Origin of the sequence: Terrabacter sp. LjRoot27, assembly GCF_964254175.1 — a bacterium.
Classification (GTDB): domain Bacteria; phylum Actinomycetota; class Actinomycetes; order Actinomycetales; family Dermatophilaceae; genus Terrabacter.
On sequence record NZ_CAXUSS020000001.1, the window covers coordinates 2601475 to 2619927 of the forward strand.

Below are 18453 nucleotides of genomic sequence, written 5' to 3' on the forward strand. Positions count from 1 at the left end.
TCAGCCTCTCACGCGTCACCGACACCTCTGACATCCGACTGTCTGGCCCAGAGCCACTCCGCGCCCGCCTCCCGGGGCCGCACCGGCTCCCCCGGCTCCCCCGGCTCGTCGGCCCGCTCGAACCCGAGGCGGGCGAGCACGCGGTGGCTGGCGACGTTCCCGGGTTCGGTGTGGGCGACCACGGAGAGCCCGGCGGCCTCGAGCGAGCGCACCATCCCCGACAGGACGTCGGTCATGAGGCCACCTCCCCGGGCCTGCGGGACGAGGCCGTAGCCGACCTCGACGACGCCCGCGTCCGGCGGTCCGAAACAGCCGATCGAGCCGACGACGAGCCCGTCGGACCTCCGGACGACGTGGCGCGGAGACCACGCGTCCGGCCCCGAGGTCATCATCCCGACGGCGTCGAGGTCGTCCTCGCGCGGGTAGCCCTCGGCCCAGCCGGCCCGCCTCTCCCCCGCGCGCATCGCCGCGGCCTCCTCGGACGTGACGGGCACGAGCCGCGCCTCACGCGTCTCGACCGGGCCGGGACCGATCGGCTGCGCCGGCGCGCCGGACCGGACCCAGTGCCGCAGGACCCCGTCCCGCTCGTCCTCCAGGACGCCGCCGCAGGAGGTGATGGTCCTCGCGGACGCCGTGTTCGTCGCGTCGCACGTCACGAGGACCGGGTCGATGCCGCGGGACGCGGCGAGGCCCAGTGCGAGTCCCAGCGCCTCGCGGGCGATCCCCTGCCGCCGCACAGCCGGCGCGACGGCATACCCGATGTGGCCGCCCTCGACGAGGAGGGACGGGGTGAGCGCGTGGCGCACGGCGATCGTGCCGACGACGCGACCGTCACGGACGATCCACCGGTTCGACGACGGCACCCGGCCCTCCGGGAGGGCCTCGTCGGAGCGCTCCATCCGCCCGAGCCAGTCGACCCACTCCTCGAAGGCCGTGCGGTCGCGGAGCAGCTCCCGGTCGCTCGAGCGGTAGCTCGAGCCGTGGACGGTCTCACCGCCGAAGTCGTCGACCATCTCCCACCACGAGTCCGACAGGTCGACGGTGGGGCGCACGAGCTCGATCACCGTCCGACCCTAGGGACCACGCACCGCCGGGTGCCACCGGATTCGACTCCCCCCGCGACCCTGAGAGGATGGGGCCCATGACGCGCCACGCCCAGTCCGAACGCCTCCAGCTCTGCGACGAGCTCGACCGGCTCGGCCCCGACGAGCCGACGATGTGCGGCGGGTGGGCCACCCGCGACCTGGCGGCGCACCTCGTGATCCGTGAGGGCCGGCCCGACCTCGCCGTCGGCACCCTGGTGCCGTTCCTCGCGGGTCGGCTCGAGAGGGAGCAGCGCCGGATGGCGCACGGCGACTACCCCGCCCTCGTCGAGCGCGTCCGCAAGGGTGCCCCGGTCTGGAACCCGATGGCGCACCCGAAGGTCGACGAGCTGACCAACCTCATCGAGTACTTCGTGCACCACGAGGACGTGCGCCGCGCCCAGTCCGGCTGGGAGCCGCGCGAGCTGCCCGCGGCGCTGCAGGGCAAGCTGTGGTCGGCGCTCAAGCGCTCCTCGCGCCTGATGTTCCGCAAGTCGGCGACGGGCATCGTCCTCATCGGCGAGGGGCAGGGCCGGTACGCCGCCAAGCTCCCGGACGAGCACGGCACCGTCGTGCTCCGCGGGACGCCCGCCGAGCTCGTCCTCTACGCGTACGGACGCAAGAGCGTCGCGCGGGTCGAGTTCGAGGGGGACGCCGACGACATCGCCGCCCTCCAGAAGGCCGAGCTCGGCATCAGCTGAGCCGGCCGGCCCTCACGCTCAGCGCACGGTCACGCCGGCTGCCCGCAGGGCGTCCTTGACCTCACCGACGGTGAGCTCGCGGAAGTGGAAGACGCTCGCGGCGAGCACCGCGTCCGCGCCCGCCTCGACGGCCGGGGCGAAGTGCTCGACGCGCCCGGCTCCCCCGCTCGCGATGACGGGCACCGACACGGCCGCACGGACGCGGCGGATCAGCTCGAGGTCGAAGCCGTCCTTCGTGCCGTCGGCGTCCATCGAGTTGAGCAGGATCTCGCCGGCGCCGAGCTCGGCGGCGCGCGCGCACCACTCGACGGCGTCGAGGTCGACGGGCGTGCGCCCGCCGTGCGTCGTCATGACGAAGTCGTCCGTGGGGCGGCCGTCGGCGCCGATGCGCCGGCGGACGTCGGCCGACAGGACGAGCACCTGCGCGCCGAACCGCGCGGCGATCTCGGCGATCAGCTCGGGTCGGGCGATGGCGGCGGTGTTGACGCCGACCTTGTCGGCGCCGGCCCGCAGCAGCCGGTCGACGTCGTCGACGGTGCGGACGCCGCCCCCCACCGTGAGCGGGATGAAGACCTGCTCGGCGGTCCGGCGCACGACGTCGTAGGTCGTCTCCCGGTCTCCGCTGCTCGCCGTGACGTCGAGGAAGGTCAGCTCGTCGACGCCCTGGTCGTCGTAGAGCTTCGCCAGCTCGACGGGGTCGCCCGCGTCACGGAGGTTCTCGAAGTTGACGCCCTTGACGACGCGCCCCGCGTCGACGTCCAGGCAGGCGATGACTCTCGTGGCGACCGGCATACGACAAATCTAGGGCAGCCCGGGTGACACCCCGGGTCGGTAGGGTCGCGCCCATGTGGGACGAGGTGACGCGGCCGCCGCGCGAGGAGCACGTCGCCGCCGTCGTGTCCCTCGCGCTCGCGGCCCAGGCCCGCTGCGGCGACGTCGTCGTCATCGCCATCGACGGGCCGAGCGGCGCCGGCAAGACGACCCTGGCCCGCGGCATCGAGCTCGCGCTGGCGCCGTCGGGCCCGGTCGCCGTCGTGCACATGGACCACCTCTACCCGGGCTGGGACGGGCTGGCCCAGGCACCAGGGCTGCTCACGACGCAGGTGCTCGAGCCGCTCTCGCGCGGCGCGCGGGCGGCCTACCGGATGTGGAGCTGGGTCCGCGAGGAGTGGTCGGGCACGCGCGAGGTGCCACCGTGCCGCTTCCTCGTCGTCGAGGGGTGCGGTTCCAGCGTCGAGCCGGCGGGGTCGTATGCCGCCGTGTCCGTCTTCGTCGACGCCGACACCGCCCTCCGGATGCGCCGCGGGATCGAGCGCGACGGCGAGGCCTACCGGCCCCAGTGGCAGCGCTGGGCCGACCAGGAGGCGGCCCTCTTCAGCGCCGACGCCACGAGGGAGCGCGCGGACCTCGTCCTCGACACATCTAGTCTCTGATGGTGCTTCGACGAGACCGACCGCTCCGCCCGCTCCCGCCCGTCTGGGTCATGGCCATGGCACTGGTCGCCGTCGCCGCCAACCTCCGGATCGCGATCACGAGCGTCCCCCCGCTGCTCGACGCGATCTCCGCCGACCTCGGCCTCAGCCACGCCGCCGCCGGGGCGCTCACGACGTTGCCGGTCCTCTGCATGGGCCTCTTCGCCCCGGTCGCGAGCCGCATCGCCCACCACATGGGGGCGGCCGCCGCGGTCCTCGGTGCCGTCATCAGCATCCTCGTCGGCACGGCCAGCCGTTTCGCGGGCGACCACGTCGTCGTCCTCTATGCGGGGACCTTCCTGTGCGGCGTCGGGATCGCTGTCGCCGGCACCCTGCTGCCCCGGCTCGTCAAGACGTTCTTCCCACCCGAGCGGACCGGGCTCGTCACGGGCCTCTACATGCTCGCGATGATGGGCGGCGCGGCCCTCAGCTCCGCGGTCGCCGTGCCCCTGGCCGACCGCTTCGGCAGCTGGCAGGCCTCGCTCGGGTCGTGGTCGCTCGTCGCCCTCGTCGGCGCGCTCGCGTGGGCGCCGTTCACGGTCCGGGCCAACCCGCACCACACCCCCGACGAGGAGGGTCCGGGCCGGTTGCCCTGGCGGCACCCGACGGCCTGGCTCGTCGCCGGCTACCTCACCCTGCAGTCCTGGTGCTTCTACTCGGCCGTCACGTGGCTCGCGCCGACCTACGTCGAGCACGGGTGGTCGCGGGGCTCGGCCGGCTACCTCGCGGCGGTCTTCAGCGGGGCCCAGATCGTGTCGGGCCTGCTCGGACCCGTCCTCAGCGACCGGACCCGGGACATGCGCCGCCTGCTGTGGCCGGCCGCCGTGCTCGGGACCATCGGGTCCCTCGGGATCTGGCTGTCGCCCCTCACGGCGCCCTGGGTCTGGGCGGTCGTCACCGGGCTCGGCCAGGGCGCGGCGTTCTCCCTCGCGCTCGTGCTGCTCGTGCGCTACGCCGTCACCCCCGAGGCGAGCGGGCGCCTCACCGGGATGGCCTTCCTCATCTCCTACGGCATCGCCTCGATCGGACCGCTCGCGATGGGGCTCGTGCGCGACGTCACCGGCAGCCTGTCGCTCGTGTGGGGCCTCCTCGCCGCGATCGGGATCGTCCAGATCGTCGTCGTCGTGCGCCTGCGCCCCGACCTGCGTCGCGTGGAGTAGCCCGCCGGACCACTGTGCCGACCCCTACATCTGGGGCTCGTGGTGCGTCTGGGGCGACCCAATTAGGGCGAAACGGCGTACAAGGGACGATTTGCCTGTGCAGAATGCTCGCCGGACGTGCTGACTGCAAGGAGACGGACGAATGCTGCCCCGCCCCACCCCGCTGACCGAGCGTCACCGCGACGTCGACCGCAGGACGACGACCGGGCGCCTGCTCTCCGTCCTCGTCGTGACCGCCCTCCTCGCCGGCGTGCCCGGGCTCGCGACGGCACCGACGGCGTCCGCGGCCGTGCTGTCGGCGGCCCCGTCGCTGTCCGCCGTCACCGGCACCGCCCCGACAGCCGTCAGCCTCTCGGTCGTGGCGGGACCGACCCGAGGCGGCACGACGGTCGAGCTGTCGGGCACCGGCGTGGGGGCGACGACGACGGCCTGGTTCGGCTCGACCGCCGTCACACGCATCACGAAGGTCTCGAGCACCCGGGTCCGCGTCGTCACCCCGGCACACCCCGCCGGCGTGACCGGCGTCCGCGTCACCACCCCGGCCGGCACGTCGCCCCTCTCGTCGCGCGCGAGCTTCGCCTTCGACGCCGTCCCGACCGTCACCGCCCTGTCGTCCCGCACGGCAACGACGCGTGGCGGCACCACCGTGACGCTGACCGGCACCGGCCTCTACCGCACGAGCGTCGTGCGCTTCGGCACCACGCCCGCGACGGGCCTCACCCGTCTGTCCGCCACGCAGGTCCGCGTCACGGTGCCGGCACACACGGCCGGCGCCGTCGACGTCCGCGCCACGACGCCGGGCGGCACCTCGCCGGCGACCGTGGCCACACGGCTCACGTACACGACCCCGCCGGTGATCACTCCGCCCACGGTCACCCGGCTGTCCGTCACCGCCGGCCCCGTGCGGGGCGGCACCGCCGTGACCCTCACCGGCACCCGGTTCACGGGCGCGAGCGCGGTGACCTTCGGTGCGACCGCGGCGCGGTTCACGGTGCTGTCGAGCACCCAGATCCGCGCGACGTCGCCGGCGCGACCGGCCGGGCTCGTCAACGTGCGGGTCCGGACCGCGGCCGGCACGTCGTACGGCTACTCCGCGAACGCCTTTGCCTACGAGTCAGTCCCGACCCTCACCGGGATCTCCTCCACGACGGGCCCCACGGCCGGTGGCGTCACCGTGACCCTGACGGGCACCGGTCTCGGCCGAGCCACCAGCGTCGCCTTCGGCTCCACGACGACGACGAAGGTCGTGCCGGTCTCGGCGACGACGCTGCGCGTCACCACCCCCTCGCGCCCGGCGGGCACCGTCGACGTCCGCGTGAACACACCGGGCGGCACCTCGGCCGTCACCTCGCGAGCCCGCTACGGCTACCAGGCGCCGCCTGCCGTCGCGTCCCTGTCCACCACGGCCGGGCCGGTCCGCGGTGGCACGGTCGTCACGCTCACCGGGGCGAGGTTCACGGGCGCGACCCGGGTCGCCTTCGGCGGCACGGCCGCCCGCTTCACCGTCCTGTCGGCCACGAGCATCCGGGCCACGGCGCCGGCCCACACGGCCGGGGTCGTCCCCGTCACGGTGACGACCCGCTACGGGACGTCGGCCCAGCACACGTCGAGCACCTTCGCGTACGTCCCGGTCCCGACCATCACGTCGCTGACCCCCCAGACGGGCCCACCGGCCGGCGGCACCGTCGTGACACTGACCGGCACCGACCTGGGCCGCGCCACCGCGGTCCGCTTCGGCACGGCCGCCGCCACCACCGTCGTGCGGGTCTCGGCGACGACCGTGCGCGCCACGACACCGCGCCACGCATCCGGCCCCGTCGACGTCCAGGTCATCACCCCGGGTGGCACGTCGGCCACCGGGGTCGGCGCACGCTTCGCCTACGGCTCTCCGCCGGTGGTCACGGGGCTGTCCATCAAGGCCGGCCCGCTGCGCGGCGGCACGGTCGTGACGATCTCGGGTGCCCACCTGGCCGACGCCACGTCGGTACGCTTCGGCGCCGTCGCGGCCACCGGTCTCGTCCGGCTCTCCGACACCAGCATCCGGGTCACCGCCCCGGCACAGGCCGAGGGAACCGTGGCCGTACGCGTCACCAACCCCAACGGCACGAGCCCCGAGAGCGCGACCGGCCGGTTCACGTACGTCGGCGTGCCCGCCGTGTCCGCCCTGTCGGTCCCGGCGGGTCCGCTCCGCGGCGGTGCCGTCGTCACGGTGACAGGCACCCGGCTGGGCCTCGCGACCGGCGTCGACTTCGGCGGCGTGGCCGGGACCGGGCTCGTGTGGGTCTCCGACACGACACTACGGATCACGGCACCCGCCCACGCCGTCGGCACGGTCGACGTCCGCGTCACGACCCCCGGCGGCACGTCCCCCGTCATCCCGGCCGGTCGCTTCACCTTCCAGGCCGTGCCGACCGTCGTCGCCGTCTCCCCCACCCTCGCCCCGACGAAGGGCGGCGGCACCGTCGTCCTCACCGGCACGGCATACGACCGCGTCTCGTCCGTGACGTTCGGCGGTGTCGCGGCCACGGCGGTGACCCGCCTGTCCGCGACCCAGCTGCGGGTCACCCTTCCGGCCCATGTCGAGGGGGACGTCGACGTGCGCGTCACGACCCCCGGCGGCACCTCTCCCGTCGTCCCGGCCGGTCGCTTCAGCTTCCAGGACCCGCCCGTCGTCGCCTCGGTCTCGCCGGCCGCGGGGCCGCTCGCCGGTGGCACGGTGGTCACCCTGCGCGGCACGTCGTTCACCGACGTGCGCGACGTCCTCTTCAACGGCGTCGCGGCGACCGCGTTCACCCGGGTCTCGGCGACGCAGCTGACCGCGGTCGTCCCGGCGCGGATCGCGACCGGCACCATCCCGATCCGGGTCACGACCCGGGCGGGAACCGTCGTGCGTACCGACGGGTTCACGTACATCGCGGGGGCCACCCTGCGGACCGGGCAGTACCTCTCCTCCGCCACGGCCCTGCGCTCCTCGACGGGCGCGTTCGTCGCGACCATGCAGGCGGAAGGCAACCTCGTCATCAGCACCTCGGCGGGCGTCCGTCGGTGGTCGAGCGGCACGACGGGCGCCGGCAACCGCCTCGCCGTCCGGGCCGACGGCAACGTCGTCATGCTCCGCACCAACGGCACGGTCGCGTGGTCGAGCGGGACCAACAGCTGGACGGGGGGCCTGCTCACCCTCACCAACGACGGCCTGCTCCAGGTGCGCCAGGGCACGACGACGGTGTGGGACCACCGCGGCTACCGCTACGACCGGATGCTGCCGGGACAGGTGCTGCGTTCCGGTGAGTCGATCCTGTCCACGAGCCAGGCGTGGCGTCTGACGATGCGCTCCGACGGCAACCTCGTGCTGACGTCCGCCGCCGGTGTGCGGGAGTGGGCGACCTTCACCACGGGGACCGGCAGCACGGCCACGATGCAGACCGACGGCAACTTCGTCGTGCGCAACTCCCGCGGTGTGACGCTGTGGTCGACCGGGACGAGCGGGAGCGGGTCGGTCGTGCGCGTCCTCGGCAACGCCAACGTCGCCGTCTACCGCTCCACGACCGTCACGTGGGCCATCACCGGCGGCCCCGCACCGTCGAGCTGGAAGTGCTACTCGCGCGCCACCCAGGACTGCATCGAGCGGTTCGGCTACTACGGCCAGCGCGCGTGGAACTACCCCGTCGACCCGTGGGGCAACAACTGCACGAACTTCTCCGCGTACCGGCTCTCGCGGGACGGGGTGAAGAACCCGGGCAACCTCGGCAATGCCACGAGCTGGGACACGAACGCCCGGGCCAAGGGCTTCGCCGTCGACCAGAAGCCCCGCGTCGGCGACATCGCCCAGTGGAACTCCAACCACGTCGCCTACGTGGACTGGGTCAGTGCCGACGGCGACACCGTCGCGATCTCCGAGAGCGGTTACGGCGGAACGGTCCTCGGGGCGACGTACACGTCGATGAGCGGTCGCCGCATCCTCGAGCGCGGCAGCTACTCCTGGCCCTCGAACTTCATCCACTTCCGCTGACGACGAGGCCTCGGGACCCCGGACGGTCCCGAGGCCTTGTCGTGCGGCGCGCCGGGTGGGAGCCTGCGACGATGACCCGGACCCTCTACGGCGCCGTCGGCGGGATGCCCGCGCTCGTCTCCCTCGCGCACGCCTGGCACGAGCGCTGCCTCGCCGACCCGGTCGTCTCGCACGCCTTCTCGCACGGCTTCCACCCCGACCACACCGCGCGGCTCGCGGCCTACTGGGCCGAGGCGCTCGGCGGCCCACGGACCTACACGGAGTCCGTGACGAGCGAGTCGGAGGTCGTGCGGATGCACTCCGGCAACGGCCCGCACCGCGAGATGGACGAGCGTGCGGTCACGTGCTTCGAGCGGGCCGTCGAGGACGCCGGCCTCGCCGGCGACACGGACGTACGCGATGCGCTCGTGGCGTACTTCACCTGGGCCGTGGGCTACATGGGCTCCTACCACGGCTCGGCGGGCGAGGTCCCCGACGACCTGACCGTGCCCCGGTGGTCGTGGGACGGGCTCGTCGACGGCACCGACGCCCGTCTCCCGCGACACACCGAGTAGGTCACAACCCACCGCAATCCGATCCCGGTGGGCTGTGACCTGCTCGGTGTGTTGGCGGCGTTGCGTCGTGAGCGGGGTGGCGCTCGGCGGGTGGGGTCAGCCCCAGTAGTCGTCGATCGTCTCGGGTCCCTCGTCGGTCCCGGCAGACGTGCGCCGCTCGGTGACCGTCAGACGCCCGCGGTAGAAGAGCATCGGCCGGCCGGACTCACCGTCCTCGAGGTCGAGCACCCGACCGACGACGACGTCGTGGTCACCGGCGACATGGACCTGCTCGACCGAGCAGTGCACGCGCATGAGCACACCGGGCAGGCTCGGACCACCGTGCTGCGACGGCTCCCAGTCCAGGGACTCGAACCGCGCGCCGCCCGCGGAGCCGAACCGTGCGATGAGGTCGTGCTGCTCGTGCCCGAGGACGTTGACGGTGAAGCGCCCGTCGTCACGCATCCGCGGCCACGACCTGCCGCGGTGGTCGGCACAGAAGAGCACGAGCGGCGGGTGCAGGGAGACCGACGCGAAGGACTGGCAGGCGAACCCGACCGGCTCACCGCCGTCGGCGAACCCGGTCACGATCGTCACCCCGGTGGCGAAGTGGCCGAGCGCGTGGCGCATCCGCTCCGGAGTCGGCTGATGCGTCATGCCGGATCCTGCGGACGGCCGGGCTCCCGCGCCTCGCCGAACGCCTGCACAAGGGCTGCCAGGCGGGATGCCTCCCGGCCGGCGAGCGGACCGTCGGCCTTCTGGATCGCCATGACGGCGACCGTGTCGCCGTCCTCCAGGTCGAGGGTGACCCAGGGCTCTCCCCCACCGAACTGAATACCGACGATCTCGGCCCACTCGAGCGTGCGGGTGAGCACGAGGTTGCGCACGACGAGACCGGCGCGGCTCGGCACCGCGCGGATCGACGCGTAGCGCCAGGCGAGGAAGGCGACCACGACACCGAGTCCGAAGAACATGAGACGGTCGCCGAGGCCCCACCGGCCGTCGACCTGCGCCGGCATGACGACGGCGATGATGCCGAAGACGGCGAGCGAGGCCCAGACGACGCCGAGCGCGACGGCGCGACCCCGCTTGGGCCGGAAGGGTGCCCACGCGGCGGAGTCCGCAGCCGGGTCGTGCTCCGGCCGGGAGGAGGGTTGCTGCGTCATGGGGTCACGTCCGTCGCCCACCGTTGCCCACCCTTGCCCACCCTTGCCGACCGTCACAGCCGGCAGGCGGCGATGTCGGTCACGAGGATCGCCCGCGCGCCCAGGTCGTAGAGCTCGTCCATGAGCCGGTTACGGCCGACGCGCGGCACCATGGCCCGCACGGCGACCCAGGCCTCGTCCTGCATCGGCGAGACCGTGGGCGACTCGAGGCCCGGCGTCAGCCGGCAGGCCCGGTCGACGAGGTCCCGGGGGCAGTCGTAGTCGAGCATGACGTAGGTACGGGCCGTGAGGACGCCGGCGACGCGTCGCTGGAGCACCTCGATGGCTTGGTCCTCGCCGGGGCGGTCGCCGCGGATGAGGACGGCCTCGGACTGCAGGATCGGCTCGCCGAACACCTCGAGCCCCTGCTGGCGCAGGGTCGTCCCGGTCTCGACGACGTCGGCGATGCAGTCGGCGACCCCGAGGGTGATGGCCGTCTCGACCGCGCCGTCGAGGCGCACGACCTCGGCCGACAGCCCCCGCGAGGCGAGGTCGGAACGGACCAGGCCGGCATACGACGTCGCGACGCGCCTCCCGGCGATGTCGTCGACGGTGGCCACGTGGCCGGGCTTGCCGGCATAGCGGAAGGTCGAGGCCCCGAAGCCGAGCGACATGACCTCGACCGCGCTCGAGCCCGAGTCGAGGAGCAGGTCGCGGCCGGTGACGCCGGCGTCGACCGTGCCGGAGCCGACGTAGACCGCGATGTCGCGGGGGCGCAGGTAGAAGAACTCGACGTCGTTCTCGGCGTCGGTGACGACGAGCTCCTTGGTGTCACGGCGCACGCGGTAGCCCGCCTCGCGCAGCAGCTCGACGGTCGCGTCGGAGAGAGAGCCCTTGTTGGGCACGGCGATTCGCAGCATGGGGATGGGAGTCCTCAGAGGTGGGAGTAGACGTCGTCGAGCGAGATGCCCTTGGCGAGCATGAGGACCTGCAGATGGTAGAGGAGCTGGCTGATCTCCTCGGCGGCCTCGTCGTTCGACTGGTACTCGGCGGCCATCCACACCTCGGCCGCCTCCTCGACGATCTTCTTGCCGATCGCGTGGACGCCGGCGTCGAGCTGCGCGACGGTGCCCGAACCCTCGGGTCGCGTCTGCGCCTTCTCGGCCAGCTCGGCATACAGCTGCTCAAAGCTCTTCACGGTGCCCCAGCCTACGGGCCGGGCAGCCGTGCCCCCGACGGTGCTCACGTCGTGGCGACGCCACGGAGGGCGACGACGGTCGCCACGGCCGCCGACGCGGCCTCGTGACCCTTGTCCTCCGCGGACCCGGGCAGCCCGGCCCGGTCGAGGGCCTGGGCCTCGTCGTCGCACGTGAGGACCCCGAAGCCGACCGGCGTGCTCGTGCGCACCGAGACATCCGTAAGGCCGACGGTCGCGGCCTGGCAGACGTAGTCGAAGTGGGGCGTGCCACCGCGGATGACGACGCCGAGCGCGACGAGGGCGTCGTAGCGGTCGGCGAGGCTCGCGCACGCGACGGGCAGCTCGAACGTCCCGGGGACGCGGACGACGTCGACGTGCGTGACGCCGGCGTCGGCGAGGCCGCGGCGCGCGCCGTCGAGCAGGCCGTCCATGACCTGCTTGTGCCAGCTCGCCGCGACGACCGCGACCCGCAGCCCCGTGCCGTCGGTGGTGATGGTGGGGGCGCCGTCCTTCATGCCGTCTCCTTGCCGTGCCGGTCGGTCGTGACCGGGATGTCGTGACCCATGCGCTCGCGCTTGGTCGTGAGGTACTGCTCGTTGTCCGCGCCCATCGGCCCGTGCAGCCGCTCGACCGCGACGACGTCGAGACCGAGGTGCCGCAGGGCCGAGACCTTGTTGGGGTTGTTCGTCAGGAGCACGACCTGCGTCGCACCGAGGTCGTGCAGGATGGCCGCGCCCGCGGCGTACTCCCGCGCGTCGACGGGCAGCCCGAGCGCCGTCTGGGCGTCGACGGTGTCGGCGCCCCGGTCCTGCTGGGAGTAGGCGCGGAGCTTGTCGACGAGGCCGACGCCGCGGCCCTCGTGGCCGCCGAGGTAGACGACGACGCCCCCGTCGCGCCCGACGCGCGCCAGCGACGCCTGCAGCTGGGGCCCGCAGTCGCAGCGCAGCGACCCGAAGGCGTCGCCGGTCAGGCACTCGGAGTGCAGGCGCGTGACGACGGGCCCGCTGCGGCCACGGCCCTGCAGCCCGCGCGGGCCGACGAGGGCGACGTGCTCGTCGCCGGTGAGCGTGTCGCGGTACCCGTGCGCGGTGAACGTGCCGTGGACGGTCGGGATGCGGGTCGTCGCGAGCCGCTCGACCCGGTCGAGGCGCTGGCGGTGGTCGATGAGCTGCTCGATGGTGATGACCGGGAGGCCGAACTCGCGGCCGAGCTCGACGACGGCGTCGAAGCGCATCATCGTGCCGTCGTCGTGGACGAGCTCGCCGATGACCCCGACGGGCGAGAGGCCCGCGAGCCGGGTCAGGTCGACGGCCGCCTCCGTGTGGCCCGGACGCGTCAGCACGCCGCCGTGGCGGGCACGCAGCGGCAGGATGTGCCCGGGTCGGATGAGGTCGGCGGGCGTCGAGTCCACGTCGGCGAGCACCCGGACGGTGTGCAGGCGGTCGGCCGCGCTGATGCCGGTCGTGACGCCCGAGGCCGCGTCGACCGACACGGTGTAGGCGGTGCGCAGCGGATCGCGGTTCTCGGCGACCATGAGCGGCAGCTCGAGCCGGTCCGCGATCTCGTCGGGCATCGGCGCGCAGAGGTAGCCGGACGAGTGGCGGATCGTCCACGCCATCCAGTCCTCGGTGGCCGTCTCCGCCGCGAGGACGAGGTCGCCCTCGTTCTCGCGGTCCTCGTCGTCGAGGACGAGGACCGGCCGGCCGGCCTGGAGTGCCTCGAGGGCCACCTCCACGGTGGAGAGGCTGGTCATGACTCGACCTCCTGTCGGTCGCTCCGTCGGTGGGTGAGGAGTCGCTCGACGTACTTCGCGATGACGTCCACCTCGAGGTTGACGACGTCGCCGACTCCCTTGTGCCCCAAGGTGGTCAGGTCGAGTGTCGTGGGGATGAGCGAGACGCCGAACCCGTCGTCGCCGACGTGGGCGACGGTGAGCGAGACGCCGTCCACGGTGATCGAGCCCTTCTCGACCACGTATGCCGCGAGGCCGGGCGGGAGCGTGAAGTCGACCGTCTCCCAACGGTCCCCGGGCGTGCGCGCCGTGATGGTGGCGGTGCCGTCGACGTGCCCCTGCACGACGTGACCGCCGAAGCGGCCGTCGGCCGGCATGGCGCGCTCGAGGTTGACGCGGTCGCCGGGGGCGAGGGCCCCGAGGCTGCTGCGGTCGAGGGTCTCGGCCATGACGTCGACCGTGAAGCCCGACGCGTCGTGCTCGGTCACGGTGAGGCAGACCCCGTTGACGGAGATGGAGGCGCCGTGCGTGGCGTCGCTGACGACGAGGGGGCCGTCGATGCGCAGCACGGCCGAGTCGGCGCCGTGCTCGATGGCCACGACGGTGCCGAGCTCTTCGACGATTCCGGTGAACATGTCTGTCTCCTCAGGGTTCTGCGTGCACTCGCTGGGTGGCGCCGTCCGGCTCGTCCCTGGTCAGGGCGTCTCCCGTCGCGCCGTCAGCGCTCGGCTCGTCGGCGGCGGGCACGGCGTGGATGCGGACGTCTCCCCCGACGACCGTCACGTCGACGAGGTCGAGGCGGCGGACGTCCGCGATGGTGGCGATGCCCAGGTCGGCCACCGCGGCCCGGCCCGAGCCGAGCAGCGCGGGCGCGACGTAGGCGTAGACGTCGTCGACGAGCCCGGCCCGGAGGAACGCTGCCGCCAGCGTGGGGCCGCCCTCGAGCCACACGTCGCGGACTCCTCTGTGCCACAAGCGATCCAGGGCCTCGCGAGGGTCACGGGTGGTCAGGTGCAGCACCTCTCCCGGCCCGTCGTGGAGACGCGCCCCGGCCGGCAGGGGGCGCTCTCCCATGACGACGCGGAGTGGCTGCTGCGGCGCGAGCGCGCCACCCGGCATACGCACGGTGAGGCGGGGGTCGTCGGCGAGCACGGTGCCGGTGCCCACGAGGACGGCGTCGCGGGTGGCGCGCAGCGCGTGCACGTCGGCGCGAGCCGCGTCTCCCGTGATCCACTGGCTGCTCCCGTCGGCCGCCGCACTCCTGCCGTCGAGGGTCGTCGCGAGCTTCCACGTGACGAGCGGTCGGCCGCGGGCCACGCTGCGCGCCCAGCGCTCGTTGAGGGCGGCCGCCTCGTCGGCGAGCACTCCCCCGGTCACCTGGACCCCGGCTGCGTGCAACCGTTCGGCGCCGCCGGCGGCGTCCGGGTTGGGATCGGACTGCGCGAAGACCACGCGGGCGACACCGGCCTCGACGAGGGCCTCCGCGCACGGGCCGGTGCGGCCCGTGTGCGAGCAGGGCTCGAGCGTGACGTAGGCGGTCGCCCCCCGTGCGGCGGCACCGGCCGCGCGCAGGGCCTCGATCTCCGCGTGCGGCGTACCGGCCCCGTGGTGGTGGCCCTCACCGACGACGGCGCCGTCCGCGGCCACGATGACGCAGCCGACCCGCGGGTTGGGGTCGGGCCACGGCCCGGAGGCGGCGAGCCGGAGGGCTCGTCGCATCCACGCCGGGGCAGCCGTGTCACCCATGGGTCAGCTCGACGTCCCGGTCAGCTGCGGCTCGACGTCGGGCTCGCTGACCCGCGAGACCTTGACCCACTGGGTGAAGCCGTAGATGACGAAGAGGCCGTAGAACGTGTACAGGACGCCGGTCGGCACGTAGTCGGTCGCGAAGGCGAACGGCACGCCGACGAGGTCGACGGCGATCCAGGCCAGCCAGAACTCGTTCCAGCCGCGCGCCATGGCGTACGTCGCGACGATCGATCCGACGAAGATCCAGGCGTCGCACCAGTAGAACCACCACTCGGGCGTGAAGAACGGGTTCGGCGAGAGGTTCCACAGCCAGACGAACGCCTGGTGCACGACGACGGTGGCGACGAGCCAGAAGGCGACGACGGCGACGCGCTCGCGGGTCGTGGCCCACCGCGGGGTGATCGCGACGCCGCTCGAGTCGCCGGCGTGGTTGAGCCGGCGCACCTGCGACCAGCGCCACCAGCCGTAGATGCTCGTGATGATGAAGAAGACCTGCCGGCCGGCCTGCCCGAAGAGCGGGATGCGCTCGTCGGCGCCGAAGACGGCGCCCAGGTAGACGAAGAACAGCATGATGTTCGCGAGGATCCCGACGGGCCAGGCCCAGACCCACCGGCGCATGCCGAGGTAGGCGGAGGCGAGTCCGATGAGGACGCCGATCAGCTCGAGCCAGTGCAGCTGGTAGGGCCCGATCGGGATGGTGGCGTCGATGGCCTGTTGGAAGACGTTCTTCGTCTGGTCGGCCAGAGCAAGAGCCTGCATGTGGTGTTCGTCCTTGGTCGTTCGTCGTGGCACGGACGAACTCCGGGGTAACTCCACACGCCAACGTGGTCGAGCCGGAACGGACGACGCCGACGGCCCAGGCCACGACGGCCTGTTTCGTGCTGCCTCCCATCCGGACTTTCACCGTCGGTCCCGGAATTTCACCAGGTCAACCGGCCGCTGGATGCGGTCGGGTCGCGGACTGTAACCGCCGGCTCGGAATTACACCGACCCCGGAGCACGTACAGCCAGTATGCACCCGCGTCCGTGGGCGACGCACGTCGCGCCCGCGTGACGGCCACCACGACAGGTCTGCTCACCGTCCGTGGGCGCCCGCCCCCCTGTTCAGCGCTGCTGCCCCCGCTGCAGTGCCAGATGGACGGTGGTCGGGTCACCGGGGTCCACGAGGGCGTACCGGGACCACGCGGGATGCGTGGTCGAGGTGCTCGCGCACCATCGGGATCCCTCGGTCACGCGAGGACTGCCGAGGGCGGCCATGACGTCGTCCGACACGTCGCGAGGCACCGCGACCGCGCCGCCGAGACCACCCTGCTCGCAGAACGCGGTCGCTGTCGACCGGTCGACCCGGAAGGCGAAGAGATAGCTCTCGGTACCGATCGGACCGCCGTGCGTCCCGACCTCGGTGACCGTGGCCGTGGCCGGCAGTCTGAGCCCGGACCGCTCGACCGCGTCGACGGGTGTGCCGACCGGCCTGCCGGACGCGTCCGTCGCGCCGAGTGGCGCGTAGGCGAACCAGCCGAAGCCGACGCCTCCGTCCGGCACGGCCGTCGTGCTGCCGCCCGGCTGGTTCGGGGTGCCGCACCCGGCGACGGCCGCAGCGGTGGCGACGGACACGAGCGCGGCCATGAGGACTCGTGGCCCGCGTGTCATGTCTCCCCCGTCCCGGCCATGTGTGTCACCGCCCTGGGCTCCAGTGTGGCGCGCCGCGTCCACCGACCACGGCAAAACAGGATCCTCGATCGTGTCGAAATCGCCGTCAGCCGTTCGTGTAGTAGGCATGACGCGGACAACAGGGTCCGCCGCACAGAAGGAGCCCGTCGTGGCCGAGTACCTCCTCTACTTCAACCAGCAGTGGGTCGGTGACCACTCCGAGGAGTGGTTCCGTGGTCGCGGACCGCTCGCGATGGCGGTCGTCAACGAGATGAAGGCCGCCGGCGTGTACGTCTTCGCGGGGGGCCTCGAGGAGGAGGACGGTCCCGTCTACCACGCCGACCCCACGAGCGGCAGCGTGATGGTCACCGACGGGCCGTACGTCGAGACCAAGGAGTTCCTCGGTGGCTTCGCCATCGTGAGGGTGCCCGACGACGAGACGGCGAAGATGTGGGCTGGTCGGATCGCCGAGGCGTGTGGCTGGGCGCACGAGGTCCGCCGCTTCAAGCCGCAGCCGAAGGTCGACTGACCGCGGCGGTCGCCGTGGCCGGCGTCGTCAGTGCCGGTGCGTGAGCGCCAGCGCGCGCAGCTCGTCGACGGCGGCCGCGGCGTCCTCGGCCCCGTAGACCGCGGAGCCGGCGACGAACACGTCGGCGCCAGCCTCGGCGCACTGCTCGATCGTGTCGGCGCTGACGCCACCGTCGACCTGGATCCAGATCTCGCCGCCGTGGCGGCGCACCGCCTCGCGCACCTGGCGCACCTTCGGCATCTGGTCGGCCATGAAGGACTGGCCGCCGAAGCCCGGCTCGACCGTCATGACGAGCACCATGTCGAGGTCGGGCAGCAGGTCCTCGTAGGGCGCGAACGCCGTGCCGGGCTTGAGCGCCATCGACGCCCGGGCCCCCGCCGCGCGCAGGGTCCGCGCCAGCGACCGGGGGTCGCGGGCCGCCTCGACGTGGAAGGTCACCGACTGGCAGCCGGCCTCGGCGTAGGCCGGCGCCCACCGGTCCGGGTCCTCGATCATCAGGTGCGCGTCGATCGGGACCGGGGTCACCCTCAGCAGCGCCTCGACGACCGGGAGTCCGAGGGTGAGGTTCGGCACGAAGTGGGCGTCCATGACGTCGACGTGCGCCCAGTCGGCGTTCGCGATGCGCCCCAGCTCCGACTCGAGGTTGGCGAAGTCGGCGGAGAGGATGCTCGGTGAGATCTGCACGCGCACAGCCTAGGGGCCGGTGGCCGGCGTCAGGCAGCACCCTTCGTCCACACCGACACGTGCGACTCCGACTCCGCGGTGAAGGGAGAGCGGTCCCAGTCCGCCCAGCGGTGCGTCAGGGTCAGGCCCGCGATGCGCGCCATGAGGTCGAGCTCCGACGGCCACACGTAGCGGTGCGCGGAGGCGGCATACCTCGCCACCTCCCGGCCCTGGGCGTCGTGCAGCCCCTCCCGGACGTAGTGGTGCGACACGCACTGCTGCGTGACCATGTCGACCGTGTCGAAGCCGACGTGGCGGCTCCCGACGTGGAAGGGCACGGCGGTCTGCCCGGGCGGCATCCGACGCAGCTGTGGCACGAAGACCTCGACGACGAAGCTGCCGCCGGGCGCGAGCTGCTTTGCGACGGTGCGGAAGCACTCGACCTGCTCGTCCTGGGTCAGCAGGTTCGTGATCGTGTTGTAGACGAGGTAGGCCACGCGGTAGCCGCTGCCGACGCGGGTCGTCGCCATGTCACCGATGGTGACGGGGATCCCGTCGCCGCCGGGCTTGCGTCGCAGCTCGGCGACCATCGCCTCCGAGACGTCGATGCCGTGCACCTCGACGCCGCGCTCGGACAGCGGCAGCGCGACCCTGCCCGTGCCGACGGCGAGCTCGAGCGCGGCTCCGTCGCCGGCGAGGTCGTGCAGCACGTCGACGGTCGGCCCGAGGACCGCCGGCGCGAACATGTGGGCCGACCCCGCGTCGTACGTCGGTGCCACCCGCTCGTCGAAGGGGGTGGGCTCGAGGTCGTCGATCGCGTATGCCGTCAC

20 protein-coding genes and 1 riboswitch are annotated in these 18453 nt (G+C 73.1%); of the genes, 6 read left to right on the forward strand and 14 right to left on the reverse strand.

What is annotated here, in order from left to right:
- Positions 1-8 precede the first annotated feature (8 nt).
- Positions 9-1064, reverse strand: coding sequence for a GNAT family N-acetyltransferase (locus tag ACSQ2D_RS12190; protein ID WP_435986207.1), 1056 nt, complete (start codon positions 1062-1064; stop codon positions 9-11).
- A 77-nt stretch (positions 1065-1141) separates the two neighbouring features.
- Between ACSQ2D_RS12190 and ACSQ2D_RS12195 the strand changes: the two genes are divergently transcribed.
- Entirely contained in the window at positions 1142-1783 is a 642-nt protein-coding gene (locus ACSQ2D_RS12195) for a TIGR03085 family metal-binding protein (protein WP_435986208.1), read from the forward strand.
- Positions 1784-1801: 18 nt separating this feature from the next.
- On the opposite strand, the gene hisF is transcribed toward ACSQ2D_RS12195, so the two are convergent.
- Positions 1802-2575, reverse strand: a complete 774-nt coding sequence (gene hisF, locus ACSQ2D_RS12200) for an imidazole glycerol phosphate synthase subunit HisF (RefSeq protein WP_435986209.1) — start codon at positions 2573-2575, stop codon at positions 1802-1804.
- Between the two features lie 53 nt (positions 2576-2628).
- On the opposite strand from hisF, the gene ACSQ2D_RS12205 reads away from it, so the two are divergent.
- The 4 genes from ACSQ2D_RS12205 to ACSQ2D_RS12220 all read left to right on the forward strand — a co-directional run bounded on the left by ACSQ2D_RS12205 (position 2629) and on the right by ACSQ2D_RS12220 (position 8978).
- Positions 2629-3216 (forward strand): uridine kinase family protein, encoded by a 588-nt coding sequence (locus ACSQ2D_RS12205; RefSeq protein ID WP_435986210.1) that lies wholly within the window; start codon positions 2629-2631, stop codon positions 3214-3216.
- 56 nt (positions 3217-3272) lie between these two features.
- Entirely contained in the window at positions 3273-4415 is a 1143-nt protein-coding gene (locus tag ACSQ2D_RS12210) for an MFS transporter (RefSeq protein WP_435986211.1), read from the forward strand.
- 142 nt (positions 4416-4557) lie between these two features.
- A complete protein-coding gene (locus ACSQ2D_RS12215) occupies positions 4558-8424 on the forward strand; it encodes an IPT/TIG domain-containing protein (RefSeq protein WP_435986212.1) in 3867 nt (1288 codons plus the stop codon).
- A gap of 71 nt (positions 8425-8495) precedes the next feature.
- Positions 8496-8978, forward strand: coding sequence for an oxidoreductase (locus ACSQ2D_RS12220; RefSeq protein ID WP_435986213.1), 483 nt, complete (start codon positions 8496-8498; stop codon positions 8976-8978).
- 96 nt (positions 8979-9074) lie between these two features.
- On the opposite strand, the gene ACSQ2D_RS12225 is transcribed toward ACSQ2D_RS12220, so the two are convergent.
- From ACSQ2D_RS12225 to ACSQ2D_RS12270, 10 genes are all read right to left on the reverse strand, one after another.
- Complete coding sequence (locus ACSQ2D_RS12225; RefSeq protein ID WP_435986214.1) at positions 9075-9614, reverse strand: flavin reductase family protein; 540 nt, start codon at positions 9612-9614, stop codon at positions 9075-9077.
- Positions 9611-10123: a PH domain-containing protein gene (locus ACSQ2D_RS12230; protein WP_435986215.1), complete on the reverse strand. Its 513-nt coding sequence runs from the start codon at positions 10121-10123 to the stop codon at positions 9611-9613. The genes ACSQ2D_RS12225 and ACSQ2D_RS12230 overlap by 4 nt, the downstream gene beginning before the upstream one ends.
- Before the next feature lie 53 nt (positions 10124-10176).
- Positions 10177-11022 carry an ATP phosphoribosyltransferase gene (hisG, locus tag ACSQ2D_RS12235; RefSeq protein ID WP_435986216.1) on the reverse strand — a complete coding sequence of 282 codons (846 nt, stop codon included), beginning with the start codon at positions 11020-11022 and terminating at the stop codon, positions 10177-10179.
- A 14-nt stretch (positions 11023-11036) separates the two neighbouring features.
- Complete coding sequence (locus tag ACSQ2D_RS12240) at positions 11037-11300, reverse strand: phosphoribosyl-ATP diphosphatase (protein ID WP_028785574.1); 264 nt, start codon at positions 11298-11300, stop codon at positions 11037-11039.
- Between the two features lie 44 nt (positions 11301-11344).
- Positions 11345-11815, reverse strand: coding sequence for a 6,7-dimethyl-8-ribityllumazine synthase (ribH, locus tag ACSQ2D_RS12245; RefSeq protein ID WP_435986217.1), 471 nt, complete (start codon positions 11813-11815; stop codon positions 11345-11347).
- The gene (ribB, locus tag ACSQ2D_RS12250) at positions 11812-13053 is read right to left on the reverse strand and encodes a 3,4-dihydroxy-2-butanone-4-phosphate synthase (RefSeq protein WP_435986218.1); all 1242 of its coding nucleotides are present in this window, start codon (positions 13051-13053) and stop codon (positions 11812-11814) included. Before ribB ends, ribH begins: the two co-directional genes overlap by 4 nt.
- Complete coding sequence (locus ACSQ2D_RS12255; RefSeq protein WP_435986219.1) at positions 13050-13667, reverse strand: riboflavin synthase; 618 nt, start codon at positions 13665-13667, stop codon at positions 13050-13052. The genes ribB and ACSQ2D_RS12255 overlap by 4 nt, the downstream gene beginning before the upstream one ends.
- Before the next feature lie 10 nt (positions 13668-13677).
- On the reverse strand, positions 13678-14778 hold the full coding sequence (gene ribD / locus ACSQ2D_RS12260) for a bifunctional diaminohydroxyphosphoribosylaminopyrimidine deaminase/5-amino-6-(5-phosphoribosylamino)uracil reductase RibD (protein ID WP_435986220.1): 1101 nt from the start codon (positions 14776-14778) through the stop codon (positions 13678-13680).
- A 3-nt stretch (positions 14779-14781) separates the two neighbouring features.
- Positions 14782-15540 carry a nicotinamide riboside transporter PnuC gene (gene pnuC / locus ACSQ2D_RS12265; RefSeq protein WP_435986221.1) on the reverse strand — a complete coding sequence of 253 codons (759 nt, stop codon included), beginning with the start codon at positions 15538-15540 and terminating at the stop codon, positions 14782-14784.
- A 116-nt stretch (positions 15541-15656) separates the two neighbouring features.
- Positions 15657-15785, reverse strand: a riboswitch (FMN riboswitch).
- A gap of 100 nt (positions 15786-15885) precedes the next feature.
- Positions 15886-16431 (reverse strand): hypothetical protein, encoded by a 546-nt coding sequence (locus ACSQ2D_RS12270; RefSeq protein ID WP_435986222.1) that lies wholly within the window; start codon positions 16429-16431, stop codon positions 15886-15888.
- Positions 16432-16600: 169 nt separating this feature from the next.
- Here ACSQ2D_RS12270 and ACSQ2D_RS12275 point away from each other — a divergent pair, with 169 nt between their 5' ends.
- Positions 16601-16960, forward strand: coding sequence for a YciI family protein (locus ACSQ2D_RS12275; RefSeq protein WP_435986223.1), 360 nt, complete (start codon positions 16601-16603; stop codon positions 16958-16960).
- A 27-nt stretch (positions 16961-16987) separates the two neighbouring features.
- Here the strand turns inward: ACSQ2D_RS12275 and rpe are convergent, their stop codons facing one another.
- The gene (gene rpe, locus ACSQ2D_RS12280; protein WP_435986224.1) at positions 16988-17644 is read right to left on the reverse strand and encodes a ribulose-phosphate 3-epimerase; all 657 of its coding nucleotides are present in this window, start codon (positions 17642-17644) and stop codon (positions 16988-16990) included.
- A 29-nt stretch (positions 17645-17673) separates the two neighbouring features.
- Positions 17674-18453: a methyltransferase domain-containing protein gene (locus ACSQ2D_RS12285; protein WP_435986225.1), complete on the reverse strand. Its 780-nt coding sequence runs from the start codon at positions 18451-18453 to the stop codon at positions 17674-17676.